Source organism: Gilliamella sp. Choc5-1, from assembly GCF_001690595.1.
GTDB classification, from domain to species: domain Bacteria; phylum Pseudomonadota; class Gammaproteobacteria; order Enterobacterales; family Orbaceae; genus Gilliamella; species Gilliamella apicola_M.
The window spans coordinates 50,039-64,047 of record NZ_LZHH01000118.1 but is presented as its reverse complement, the minus strand read 5'-3'; the positions used below and the strand labels follow the sequence as shown (position 1 = coordinate 64,047).

The following is a 14,009-nucleotide window of genomic DNA, read 5'->3' as shown; positions in this document are numbered from 1 at the left end:
TAAAAGATAATTATTCTTGTTTTACGCAAAGATATAATAAAAATTTGTTAAAAATTATTACATTAAATTATAATTATGTATAAGATGGATGTTTTTGTTTTATACTGAAACCTAGTATTTTCTGAAACTTTTTTACAAAAATTATTATCTTTAGTCATATGAATTAAAGATGTACACATTATATAAAGATATTTTTCTATACAATTTTGTGTATACCAAGTTTTTAGATCATTATAAATTTATTACTACAGGATGATGAATCATTATAATTATTTTTATTAGTTTTTGGCGTAAAAAGTAGTAATGATATTAACTTGCATTTATCAAACTTTGTTAAAGTTATAACATGGTTATTTCTTATAGATAACATTGGGTATAATTATATTTACTACGGTCATTATAGAAATAAATTAAGAGGAGACATGCATATGGAAAATCATAGCAGTAGTACCGTTGCTTTTGTTAAAAATCGGCGTGCTTCATTAATCAGTGCTATTTTTTTAATGGCAACATCAGCAATTGGCCCGGGCTTCATTACTCAAACCGCTACCTTCACCGTTACGCTTGGTACTGCTTTTGGATTTGGTATTTTGGCTTCTATTATTATCGATTTTGTTGTTCAGCAAAATATTTGGCGAATTGTGGCATTAACCAAAATGAACTCTTCAGATATAGCTAATGCAACCATTCCATTTAGTGGTTATTTGCTAGCGGTACTAATTATATTTGGTGGATTAGTGTTTAATATTGGTAATATTGCCGGCGCAGGATTAGGTTTAAATGCGCTTGTTGGGCTTGATCCTAAATGGGGCGGAGCAATTAGTGCACTTTTAGCGGTTTATATCTTTTCGTCGCGTAAAGCCAGTAATTTTATTGATCGTTTAATGATTGGTTTTGGCTTGTTGATGATTTTTTTGACACTGTTTGTGGTGTTCGCATCGCATCCACCGATTGGTCAAGCTTTAAAAGAAACAGTGCTTCCAAACCATATTGATTTTGCTTCAATTACGACCATAGTTGGTGGAACAGTTGGCGGTTATATTTCTTACGCAGGCGCTCACCGTTTACTTGATAAGGGTATGGTTGGTGCTGAGCATATTGATTATGTGTCTGGTGCTGCAACTAAAGGAATTATGGTTGTTGGCTTGATGCGTTATATCTTATTTTTAGCCATTTTAGGTGTCGTGGCAAGCGGTGTGACAATTGATATTTCAAGTTATGCAGCCAATCCCGCATCGCAAGCCTTTCAGGCTGCCTTGGGTGAGCTTGGATTACGCCTTTTTGGTTTAATTTTATGGGCGGCAGCCATAACTAGTGTTATTGGAGCCGCTTATACTTCAATGACATTTATTACACCTTTTAAACGAACAATTACAGATAGACAACGCCAATTTGCCACCATTATCTTTATTGCTGTTTCGCTTGCGATCTATTTAGCCATGGGCACCGCACCTGTGTCATTACTTGTTTTTGCCGGTGGTTTTAATGGCTTAGTGTTACCGCTTGGTTTGACCATTTTTGTGTATATTGGTTGGCGACGAGCTGATCTTATGTCTGGATATCATTATCCAAGATGGTTATTGTTGTCAGGTTTAGTTGTGTGCGCAATTACTTGGTATATGGGCATAATGTCGATTGCGACTATTTTTAACTATTTAAAATAGAGGACAATATGACAATCACTAAATGTATTGATTTAAATAGTGACCTTGGCGAGAGTTTTGGTCAATGGCAAATGGGTAATGACGAGGCAATGCTAAAAGTTGTTAGCAGTGCCAATGTCGCTTGTGGATTTCATGCTGGTTCGCCAACAGGTATTTTAAAAACATTGAAAGCGGCCAAAGCCAATAATGTCGAAGTGGGTGCTCATGTCGGTTATCCTGATTTAGTGGGATTTGGTCGTCGTAATATGGATATAGCAACTGATGAGTTAACCGCTGATGTGATTTATCAAATTGGCGCACTTAAAGGATTAGCCACATCAATCGGTACCAAAGTGAGTTACGTTAAACCACATGGCGCATTATATAACACCATTGCGCATGATAAGCGTCAGGCAATGGCGGTGATTGATGCGCTTTGTGCGGTTGATTCGACATTGACTTTGGTTGCTCTTGCAGGCTCAAAATTAATTGACTGGGCTAAAGAAAGTGGCTTAAGCGTCGTTGCTGAAGCGTTTGCCGATAGAGCTTATCATGCTGATGGTACTTTAGTTTCGCGTAAAGAGGTTGGAGCGGTATTGCATGATCCTGATCTAGTTGCCGACCGTATGTTACAATTGGTTAATGATGGTGGTGTGATGTCTATCGAAGGGCAGTTTGTGCGTATTGAGGCAGGATCAATTTGTGTCCATGGCGATAGTGCTGACGCTTTAGCGATGGCACAAAAAGTGCGACAAAAACTACAACAAAATGGCATTAATATTGCCTCGTTTACTAAAAGTAATAATAACTAAATTAGTTAATTTTTTGAAAAAGTTAATTAAATTAATAAAAAAAATAAAAATATGATTAGACAACACTTTACTAAGTGGGCTATAAACTTGGCCTTTAATATAACAAAACAATATAAAATATGTGTTGTTAGTGATTGGATATTGATCATATTTCGAGGTATTTAATGCGATTTTTACCCGTTAATATCGATGCGTTTATCGTAGAATTAAACAGCCTTGAGCAAACCATGGCACTTACTGATATGCTTCAAGGTGTTATTGCTGATTGGCATATCAAAGAAATAATCCCAGCGGCACGAACCCTATTAATCCGTTATAACCCCATTGTGACGAATGCTAATATACTTGCAAAGCAGATTGCTCAATTAGATATTTCGGCAAGTATTATGCAATCTGGCGAATTGGTAACAATACCGGTTCGCTATAATGGCGAAGATTTACCCCAAGTGGCAGACTACCTTGGCATAACGGTTGCCGAAGTGATTGCAAGGCACACCAATAACGAGTATCAAGTGGCTTTTTGTGGCTTTGCTCCGGGGTTTGCTTATATGGTATCTAAAACGGCTCAGCTTAATGTGCCACGTCGCAACTCGCCACGAGTTCGCATTCCGGCAGGATCGGTTGCTTTAGCAGGTGAGTTTAGTAGTGTTTACCCACAGGCAAGCCCTGGTGGTTGGCAACTAATTGGTATTACCGATACCGCAGTTTGGGATATCTATCGTGATGAGCCAGCGCTGTTCAAACCGGGCACTCGGGTTCATTTTATTGATGTAAGCCAATCGAAAACAACTTATCATTTACCTGCTCATTTACTTGCTTCTAAAAAACAAGATGATACTGTTGAGCAGCAACAAGATATAACCGTATTAACGACAGGCCTGCAAACATTGTTTCAAGACAATGGTCGAATTGGGCAGGCGGCGTTAGGTATTTCTGAATCGGGAGCGATGGATAAAAGCGCATTACACAGTGCTAACCGAGTGTTAGGTAATTCAATTAATGAACCAGCGTTAGAAATTACTCAAGGCGGTTTTAGTGCACAAATAAACCGCTCCATGTTAGTTGCGGTAACAGGGGCGGTATGTGATATCACCATTACCACCGCCCAAGGCGAAACATATACTTCGCCCATGTATCGGCCAATTCAATTAGAAGTAGGTGATATTATCCGTTTAGGTAATGTAAAGTGTGGCGTTCGTAGTTATTTAGCGGTGCGTGGTGGTTTTCAAGTATCGCCAATTTTAACTAGTTGTGCTTATGATACGCTTGCACAAGTAGGACCATTGCCGCTAAAAGCAGGGCAAACATTGGCAATAAAGCAAACAAATGCGTTAAGATCCATTTCATTAACCGAAACCTCTGCTATCGATTACCCAACCAGTGAGGATGTGGTTGTTTTAGATATTGTGCTTGGGCCACGTACTGATTGGTTTACTCAGCAAGCAATAGCGCTTCTTACTTCACAGCTATGGCAAGTAACGCCAGCTTCTAACCGTATTGGATTACGCTTATCTGGTGAACAACCACTAAGTCGTGAAAAACACCAAGAATTACCGAGTGAAGGAACTTGCATCGGCGCAATCCAAATTCCTGCTAATGGGCAACCAGTACTATTTTTGAATGATCACCCTTTAACGGGTGGTTATCCTGTTATTGGTGCAGTATGTAATTATCATTTAGATTTGGCAGGTCAAATACCAGTCAATGCCAAAATAAAATTTAATCCGATAGGGATATTTAAAGAATTTGAAGGGAGTGATGTTGATCATGTCTGAAAATAATCAAACAATAACGCATAAAGTATTAATTGCTAACCGTGGCGAAATTGCCGTACGCATTGTGCGTGCTTGTCGTGATATGGGATTTTTATCTGTTGCGATTTATGCTGATGCCGATATTAACGCACTTCATGTACAAATGGCCGACGAAGCTTATGGGCTAGCAGGCAATATGCCAAGCGAAACGTATTTAGATATTGATAAAATTATTGCTATAGCTAAAAAATCAGGAGCAACGATGGTGCACCCTGGTTATGGTTTTTTATCTGAACGTGTTGAATTTGCAAAAGCGGTACAAGATGCAGGGTTAATTTGGGTTGGACCCAATCCCGAAACGATTGAAATATTAGGTGACAAAGTCAAAGCAAGGCAACTTGCATTGCAAGTGGGTGCGCCATTGGTTGTGGGAACAAAAGAACCAGCTAAAAACGCTAAAGAAGCGATCGAATTTGCCCATGCCCATGGTTTACCTATTGCTATAAAAGCCGCATTTGGTGGCGGTGGTCGAGGCTTAAAAGTAGCTTGGCAAATAGATGAAGTAGAAGAGCTTTACCATTCAGCCGTGCGTGAAGCAACTGCCGCTTTTGGGCGTGGAGAGTGCTTTTTAGAACAGTTTTTACATAATCCTAGACATGTCGAAGCACAAGTTATTGCCGACAAATTAGGTCATATTGTTGTGGTAGGTACGCGTGATTGTTCATTACAACGTCGTAATCAAAAATTAATTGAAGAATCGCCCGCTCCTTTTATTAGCGAACAATTAACCGAACAAATAACCCAAGCATCAATAGACATTTGTGCTAAAGCAAATTATGTTGGTGTAGGGACGGTTGAATTTTTACTCAGCCAAGATGGCAAATTATCGTTTTTAGAAGTCAACACACGATTACAAGTAGAACATCCCGTAACGGAAGAAACAACAGGCATTGATCTTGTTGTTGAACAACTACGTATCGCTCAAGGTTTGCCATTAAGCATTGATAAAACGCCAAAACCTAAAGCCCACGCTATTGAATTTCGTATCAATGCCGAAGACGCCGCTAATGGTTTTTTACCTGCAGCAGGCACCATTACACGCTTTGATGTGCCATTAGGGGCAGGTGTTCGTGTGGACAGTGGCGTAACGGTGGGGTCAACAATTCCTGCCACATTTGATTCACTGATGGCAAAATTGATTGTGGTTGGTCGTAATCGACAACAAGCCATTGCTAGAGCTCGCCGAGCGTTAGCAGAATTTACAATTGAAGGGGTTGCAACTGTTTTACCATTTGATCGTGCAGTGATTGAACATCCTGACTTTTGTGATGATTTTAATGTACATACTCGTTGGATCGAAACCGAATTAAATGCCACAATCACACCAGCAAAAAGGCAAATTCCTGCCAAAGAAGAAGCCTTAATAAAAACCGTTATCGAAATTGACGGTAAACGCTGTAAACTGGGCTTACCGGCAAACCTATTTGCTGGATTTGCTATGCAAACCGAAGCAAATGCTACCTCATCAACTGCTGCTAATGACGTACTATCCGATTCGATAGTACCATCGCCTGTATCTGGTAACCTTTTTAAATGGTTAATTGATGATAAGCAAAATGTAAACGAAGGTGATGCCATTGGTATTATGGAAGCCATGAAAATGGAAGTAAAAATTATTGCACACCGAAGTGGCACAGTAACCAAAACAGTCCAAGAAGGCGATTATGTTAATGCAGGTGATGCCGTTGCTGAAATTAACTAGCACCTGATTAGCATCAATTAATCCCAATTTGGGCACTTCTACAGCCTAATGGTTAAGCTTTATTAACTAGTATTATATTAAAATAATAATACTAGTTTTTTGTTTATGTTTAGCCATTTTTTGATAATAAATGACTCAATGATGCTTAAGTCAAGACAGTTTTTAGTGAATAATAAAACTTAGTAATTACTTGAAGTAATATATAAAAAAAGATTATTATCATGATTTTTTATATAAATTTATTATTCAAATATGTTAAGGTTCTAGAATTGTCTTTAGTAAATAGGAAAGTAGAATGGCACACTCATCTCATCCTCTGGTCCGTTTTTATTTTAAAGTTGGGTTGGTATTACAGATTTTATTAGGTTTAATATTTGGCGCTATACTTGCTGCTGTATCTAAAAATACAGCACTAAATATGTCATTATTAGGCGATCTCTTTATTAACGCCCTAAAATCAGTTGCCCCTCTTCTTGTACTTATTTTAGTAATTTCTTCAATATCAAATCACCAACACGGTAAACAAGCGAATATGAGATCGTTAATTACTCTTTATCTTGTTGGGATGATGTTAGCTGCATTATTAGCCACCGTTGCCAGTTTTTTATTCCCATCGCAAATTTCATTTGGTGACACACTAAATAACCTTGAGCTTTCTCCGCCTAATGGTATTACCGAGGTGTTAAAAACGTTACTAGGCAAAATGATCGACAATCCAATTAATGCGCTGATGAATGCAAATTATATTGGCCTTATTGTGTGGGGAGTTGGTATTGGCTTGGCATTAAGACATAGCAGTCAAACCACTAAAACGATGATGAATGATTTGTCTTATGCTATTTCGTTTATTGTCAGAATTATTATCCGATTTGCGCCTTTAGGCGTCTTTGGGCTTGTTGCTTCAACATTAGCCGAAACAGGTTTTGATGAGATCAAAAAATATGCGCATTTATTAATTGTATTAGTTTCTTGCATGGTGATTGTTGCATTGGTTATCAACCCATTACTTGCTTATCTAGTTATGCGAAAAAACCCATATCCACTCGTATTTACCGCTTTAAAAGAAAGCGCGATCCCTGCTTTTTTTACACGTAGCTCAGCTGCCAATATTCCTGTCAATATGGAAATCTGTAAAAAATATAATATGGATGAAGATACCTATACCGTTGCAGTGCCACTTGGTGCGGCAATTAATATGTCGGGTGCAGCTGTTACCATTACGGTGTTAACACTAGCAACAGTGAACTCAATGCCAGTTAGTGCCGGTATACATGTTGATATCTATTCTGCGGTATTACTTTGTATTGTAACGTCAGTGTGTGCTTGTGGTGCATCGGGCATTGCTGGGGGATCGTTACTGCTTATTCCAGTTGCTTGCAGTATGTTTGGTATACCGAACGAAATCTCGGCTAAAGTCATCGGAATTGGTATTGCCATTGGTGTAATTCAAGATTCGGTTGAAACCGCATTAAACTCGTCAAGCGATGTGGTGTTTATTGGTGCGGTTTCATCGGCAGCGAAAAATAAAAAATAACTATTTATTCATATTGGTATTTAGCTACACACTAAAATATAGCAGCTTATTTTACTAATGTGATGTAATGCAAATTAAAAACAGCGGTGTCAGGTTACACCGCTTTTTGTTATTTATCTTTATCAGTATTTAAACAGATAAAAAGTTAACTAAAATAGCAATTATTCAATACAATATTGTCAAATTTATAACATCAAAATAGGTAAATGGATTTGAAATATTGATTTACAAGTTAGAGTATTACCAATTGTAATAACCTTTATCACTATTGCAAAATTCAATCTAATAAGGAATAGCCATGCCATTTAATGCCATTGTCCTTGAAAAAGAAGCTACAACAGCCTTTGCTTGTTCACTAAAGACCGTCAGCAAACAACAACTTTTAGCTCAACAGGGCGACACGTTAATTCAAGTCGCTTATTCAAGCATCAATTATAAAGATGCGCTAGCTTTAACCAACAAAAGCCCAGTAGTTAGGCAATGGCCAATGGTGCCGGGGATTGATGGTGTTGGCAGTGTGGTTGAATGCGCAAGCGGTCGTTATCAAAAAGGCGAACAAGTAATTTTAAACGGTTGGGGATGTGGCGAAACGCATTGGGGATGCTTGGCACAATATGCCTATTTGCAATCGGATTGGCTGATTCCACTACCTAACAATTTAACGCCTTATCAAGCCATGGTCATTGGCACAGCAGGTTATACAGCTGCATTATGTGTTGAGCGAATTATCGATTTTGGCATAAAACCACACCATGGTATGGTGCTTGTGACAGGGGCTAGTGGGGGAGTTGGCTCAATTGCCGTTGCATTACTTACTAAACTTGGTTATCAAGTCACTGCATCGACCAGTAAAATCGATGAAGCACATTATCTACAAAAACTCGGTGCAGTTAATGTTATTGATAGTCAAATTTTAAAAGAAGCTGGTAAACCCTTACAAAAAGAACAGTGGTCAGCGGTTGTTGATGCGGTTGGTTCGCACACTTTAGCCAATGCTTGTGCCCAAACTCAATATGGCGGTATTGTTGCTTGTTGTGGGCTTGCTCAAGGCATAAACTTTTCCGCAACCGTCGCGCCATTTATTTTACGGGGTGTAACTTTGGCTGGCGTGGATAGCGTCATGGCAAGTTATGATAAACGTGTAACAGCATGGAATTTATTAGCACAGCATCTGGATGAAGATATCCTATCTTATATCGGCAGAATAATCACATTAAACGAGTGTGTCGAAGTGGCAAATAAAATGATCGCAGGAAAAATAAAAGGGCGATTTGTTGTTGATGTAAACAAATGAATCTAGGTTTGATTAAACAGTGTATTTTGATAATTGCTGTTAATCAATCACGAAACGGTATAGAGTCCTGAATATTTTTTACAAAAATTTAGCTTGCTGTCTTAATTTATCTTCAATCGGGCTTTTTTTAACACACTATAAATGGTTGGATGACTGAGCATAAATATTTAGCTAATTAATAACGGTGATTTTTTTATGATATAGACGCCATATCGCTTATCTGGGATACGGCGTTAGATATATGCATTACTGTCATTGCTGAAATTACTATCAACAATGTGAGGTATTCCGACTCGTTAGATCACATCAGCAAGTTCTTAAATGAAATTAGCGCTTGTATTATTTTATAAATGGGAATAAATTCGTTGGAGTGCTATTTTTACCATTACCATTTTAAATTTTCAGTCATCTAAGATTAATTTATGAGGGAATGTGAGATGCCATATAAAACTCGTGAAGATTTACCTGATTCAGTACGCCATGTCTTGCCTGAACATGCGCAAGATATTTTTAAAGAAGCATTTAATAGTGCAATTAAGGAATATCAAGATCCGCATAAACGGCGTGATAATAGTGCACCGGAAACCATTGCTTTTAAAGTAGCTTGGGCTGCTGTCGAAAAGGTTTATCACAAAGGTGAAGATGGTAAATGGGTAGCTAAATAGATACTTAAATGGTTTAAGTTGAGCAACACAGCTTAACATTTTGAAAAATTTATTTTTTGTATATTTATTAAGGATCTATATTATGTTTATTTATACACTTACTTATGTAAAACCCATTAATGAAGTAGAAAAATATTCACCACAACATATTGATTATTTTTAAAAATATTATAAGTCAGGACATTTTATTGCATCAGGTCCAAAAGTCCCTAGTACAGGTGGTGTGATTATTTGTCGTGTTGAGAATAAAGAGTAGGCTCTAGCAATATTGCAAAAAGATCCATTCTATATTCAGCAAATTGGCGAGTATGACATTATCGAGTTTGTGCCATTGAAATATGCCGATGAGTTTGAAGAATTTATTTAAAAGTTAACTTCAAATATTTAAAGTTTATCATTCATTTTTGTGATATTTATCGCATTTCGGTAAATATCACAAAAAGCTGCACATTTCACTAATAACCTTTCCTACCCAAATATACTTATATTTTTCCTGATCAATACGGAAAAAGTTGGTTAGTAATTCTATTTTTTTCCTTTTATACTAAATTTGAATTATCAATAAACACAGGTACTTAATTATGAAAAATAGAGGATTACCAAAGGATTTTTTGTGGGGTGGTGCTGTTGCTGCTCATCAATTAGAAGGTGCTTGGCAAGTTGGTGGTAAAGGAATAAGTGTCGCTGATGTGATGACTGTTGGTTCACCAAAAAGTTATCGTAAAATTACTGAAGGTGTTATTGACGGTGAATATTACCCTAATCACGATGCTATCGATTTTTATCATCACTATAAAGATGATATTAAGCTATTTGCTGAAATGGGTTTTAAATGTTTTCGAACTTCTATTGCTTGGACTCGTATCTTTCCAAAAGGTGATGAACTTGCACCAAATGAAGATGGGTTAAAATTTTATGATGATCTTTTTGATGAATGCTTAAAATACAATATTGAGCCAGTTGTTACACTTTCTCATTTTGAATTACCTTATTACCTTGTTACTGAGTATGGTGGATTCCGTAATCGTAAATTAATTGATTTTTTTGTCCGTTTTGCAGAGGTATGTTTTGATCGTTATAAGAATAAAGTCAAATATTGGATGACTTTCAACGAAATCAATAATCAAGCTAACTTTAATGAAGATTTTGCACCGTTTACTAACTCAGGTATTTTCTATAAACAAAGCGACGATCGCGAGCAGATTATGTATCAAGCTGCACATTATGAATTAGTTGCTAGTGCTAAAGCGGTACAAATTGGTCATGCTATTAATCCTGATTTTGAAATAGGCTGTATGTTGGCGATGATCCCTATCTATCCAGAGACTTGTAAACCAGGTGATATTCTAATGGCACAAAAGGCGATGGAGCGTAAATATTTTTTTGGTGATGTTCATGTTCATGGAGAGTATCCAAACCATATTAAAAATTATTGGCAACGTAAAGATTTTAAACTTGATATCACCAATCAAGATCTTGAGATCTTGAAAAATGGAACAGTTGATTACATTGGCTTTAGCTATTACATGTCTAATGCAATTAGGAAAAAAGAAGATAATGAAAGCTATGAATATAACGAAAAAACCGATCTGATCGGCAATCAATATGTTAAAAAATCAGATTGGGGTTGGCAAATCGATCCTGAGGGACTTCGCTATACACTTAATTGGTTAACTGATATGTATCGTTTACCGCTTTTCATAGTTGAAAATGGTTTTGGCGCCTACGATAAAGTCGAAGCTGATGGTAGCGTGCACGATGCTTACCGTATTGATTATCTGCGTGAACATATTAAACAAATGAAACTTGCTGTTGAAGAAGATGGTGTTGATTTGATGGGATACACTCCTTGGGGATGTATTGATCTTGTTTCAGCTGGGACAGGTGAAATGGAAAAACGTTATGGATTTATCTATGTTGATAAAGATAACAAAGGTAATGGTTCACTAAAACGTAGCCGCAAAGCCTCATTCGCATGGTTTAAAAGAGTGATTGAGTCTAATGGCGAAGTCTTATAAAGCATAACTATTTTTAAGGGAATTTATGAAAAAAGCATTAATCATTTGTGCGGCAGGTATGTCATCATCATTAATGGCTAAAAAAGTAACAGAATATTTTGCTAGCAAAGGTAAAACAATTTTGGTTGATGCTGTCTCGGCAACCGAAGGCGGAAATATGATTCAAAGTAGTGATTTTTCACTCTTTTTAATTAGCCCGCAAACTATGATGATGCTTGATAAATTTAAAAAATTGGGGGAAGAAGTCGGTAAGCCTGTTGTGAGTATTCCTTTTCAGGCTTATATACCCGTTCAATCAGGCATTGAACAATTGGCTAAGTTAGTAGAGGAGAATATAAACTAATTTAAATCAATATATATCGGCTTTAGCGATATGATTTGGCGTTGTGAATAGATTATTTAAATAGCAGCGCCTTACTATCTTACGTTGGTGTGTGGTGTACTTATGTAATAGTTAAAAGTATTCACTATATTATTAATAATATGGTTTTAGTTGACACAGGTATGGATGATAGTGATTAAAAATAAACAGCGTGACCTTATTAGTTTATTAGTTCGTTCTAAAGATATATTCAAAAGCAGTGCATTACTAGCAAATGAGTTAGCATTATCAGATCGTACTGTTCGCACTTATCTTAATGATTTGAAATCGTTAATTGAAAGTCACGGTGGATCTATTATTAGTAAACAAGGTTATGGTTACAAATTACAAATTAAAGATAGAACAGCTTTCAATTTATTTTTAATTGAGCATCATTTATTAGATCGCAATATAGAACAAGCAAATTGTCGAGAAGCATGCCAGAGAAAACACCATATTCTTAATTTATTATTATTAGAAAGCCAAAAAATCGATATAGAGGCATTAGCTGAACAATTATTTATTAGTTCTTCTCAACTAAATAAAGATATTTTAGAAATCAAACACCAACTCCAACCTTATGGGCTTACTATTAAAAAAAGTCAATCTCTGTTTTATGTTGAAGGTGAGGAAAAAGCAAAACGACATTTTATTTTGAGCTATTTTTTTCATGAAGAATCGATTAATTTTCTGCAGCATCTAACATATTTGAACAAGTTCAATGATGTAATTGGCTTAGATACGTTAACCATTATTATTTTAGATGAGTGTCGTGAGGCAAAAATAAAATTATCTGATGTAATGATACAAAATATCGTCTTACATTTATCATTAAGTATCAAACGGTTACAATCAGGTCTTTCTATTCAAAATCTTGATATGCCACAATCGACTAAAAAGAAATTGGAATATCAAGTCGCTAAAAAAATCATCAATAGAGTAGAAAAAGTGATTGGTTTTTGTTTTCCCAAAGAAGAACAAATGTATTTGACTTTGCATTTGATTAGTAAATCAAATTTTATTCAGAATGATTTTAACTCCGAGCTGCATTTATCTTTGACTAATTTATTATTTAGAATACAGCAAGAAACCGGATATTTATTTTTAAACGATGAGCAATTGAAAAATGGAATTATTCAGCACCTAAAACCGATGATTGTCCGCTTAGAACAGCATATAAAATTGAAAAACCCGTTGCTTGATGAAATTAAGACAAACTCTCCAGAATTATTTAAATTAGTTAAAAGCTACCTTAACCAGCTTCCTGAACTTAAAAAATTTACGATTCCTGATGATGAATGGGGTTATTTAACTTTGCACTTTTTAGCTTCGATTGAAAAACTAAAAAATGAACAAAAGGCTAAAGTGTTAATTATTTGTGCAACTGGGCAGGGTAGTGCTCAACTACTAAAAAATCGCGTTGAATGCGAGTTTAATGAAAGAATAAAAATCGTTGCAACGCAAGGATATTATGAAATTGACCCCAATGTATTGGATAAGATTGATTTTATTATCTCGTCAATTGATCTATCATCAAAAGTATTTAAAGTTCCTGTTTTTCACGTTTCTGTATTTTTTACCGAAGATGATATACAAAAAATTCGTCGTCATTTATCGTCACCAATTATGCTTATTTCGGCACATACAGAGCCAATACCAACGTTCGCATCATCAAATACTTTAGATCATCTTAGTAATGTTGGACAGATGGTAGATGAACTATCCGCTGATTATTTCTACCAATGCAGAGGTACCCAAAGTAAAGAACAAGTTTTAGATGGTTTGCTTGATCTTTTAGTGCTAAATGAAGATAAAGATTATAAGCAAAAGATGATAGCACAAATGGAAAATCGTATGCTATTAGGTGATATTTTCTTTAGCCCAACTATCGTAGTACCACATCCAGCAATGCCTGTGGGAAAATTGTCTAAAATTGGTATTGCAATTATTCCTGATGGATTATTTTGGGATCACAATTATCCAAAAATTCACTTTATCTTTATGATTTCACCATCTATTTATCAAAACCCGACTTTATCGATGATGACAAAAGCTATTGTCAAATTGATTGACGATTTAGAAATGCAAACAAAACTGTTGAAAACACAAAACTTTGATCAATTTAAACGACTTTTTATCCAACTTATTGAAAAAGAGGTATAGCAA

10 protein-coding genes are annotated in these 14,009 nt (G+C 36.1%); all 10 read left to right on the top strand.

Going from position 1 to position 14,009, the window contains the following annotated elements; all coding sequences use genetic code 11:
- Positions 1-428: 428 nt before the first annotated feature.
- The 10 genes from A9G35_RS11090 to A9G35_RS11040 all read left to right on the top strand — a co-directional run bounded on the left by A9G35_RS11090 (position 429) and on the right by A9G35_RS11040 (position 14,006).
- Positions 429-1,664: an NRAMP family divalent metal transporter gene (locus A9G35_RS11090; RefSeq protein ID WP_141673865.1), complete on the top strand. Its 1,236-nt coding sequence runs from the start codon at positions 429-431 to the stop codon at positions 1,662-1,664.
- Between the two features lie 14 nt (positions 1,665-1,678).
- Positions 1,679-2,455: a LamB/YcsF family protein gene (locus A9G35_RS11085; protein ID WP_065636955.1), complete on the top strand. Its 777-nt coding sequence runs from the start codon at positions 1,679-1,681 to the stop codon at positions 2,453-2,455.
- 164 nt (positions 2,456-2,619) lie between these two features.
- A complete protein-coding gene (locus A9G35_RS11080) occupies positions 2,620-4,230 on the top strand; it encodes an urea amidolyase family protein (RefSeq protein WP_065636910.1) in 1,611 nt (536 codons plus the stop codon).
- Positions 4,223-5,971 (top strand): acetyl/propionyl/methylcrotonyl-CoA carboxylase subunit alpha, encoded by a 1,749-nt coding sequence (locus A9G35_RS11075; protein ID WP_065636909.1) that lies wholly within the window; start codon positions 4,223-4,225, stop codon positions 5,969-5,971. The genes A9G35_RS11080 and A9G35_RS11075 overlap by 8 nt, the downstream gene beginning before the upstream one ends.
- Positions 5,972-6,266: 295 nt before the next feature.
- Positions 6,267-7,505: a serine/threonine transporter SstT gene (sstT, locus tag A9G35_RS11070; RefSeq protein WP_065636908.1), complete on the top strand. Its 1,239-nt coding sequence runs from the start codon at positions 6,267-6,269 to the stop codon at positions 7,503-7,505.
- Positions 7,506-7,803: 298 nt separating this feature from the next.
- Complete coding sequence (gene acuI, locus A9G35_RS11065) at positions 7,804-8,799, top strand: acrylyl-CoA reductase (NADPH) (RefSeq protein ID WP_065636907.1); 996 nt, start codon at positions 7,804-7,806, stop codon at positions 8,797-8,799.
- A gap of 437 nt (positions 8,800-9,236) precedes the next feature.
- Positions 9,237-9,464, top strand: a complete 228-nt coding sequence (locus tag A9G35_RS11060; protein WP_065590864.1) for a ChaB family protein — start codon at positions 9,237-9,239, stop codon at positions 9,462-9,464.
- 581 nt (positions 9,465-10,045) lie between these two features.
- Positions 10,046-11,482, top strand: coding sequence for a 6-phospho-beta-glucosidase (locus A9G35_RS11050; protein WP_065636906.1), 1,437 nt, complete (start codon positions 10,046-10,048; stop codon positions 11,480-11,482).
- A 25-nt stretch (positions 11,483-11,507) separates the two neighbouring features.
- The gene (locus A9G35_RS11045) at positions 11,508-11,825 is read left to right on the top strand and encodes a PTS cellobiose transporter subunit IIB (protein ID WP_065636905.1); all 318 of its coding nucleotides are present in this window, start codon (positions 11,508-11,510) and stop codon (positions 11,823-11,825) included.
- Positions 11,826-11,990: 165 nt separating this feature from the next.
- Positions 11,991-14,006 carry a BglG family transcription antiterminator gene (locus tag A9G35_RS11040; RefSeq protein ID WP_218057270.1) on the top strand — a complete coding sequence of 672 codons (2,016 nt, stop codon included), beginning with the start codon at positions 11,991-11,993 and terminating at the stop codon, positions 14,004-14,006.
- Positions 14,007-14,009 lie beyond the last annotated feature (3 nt).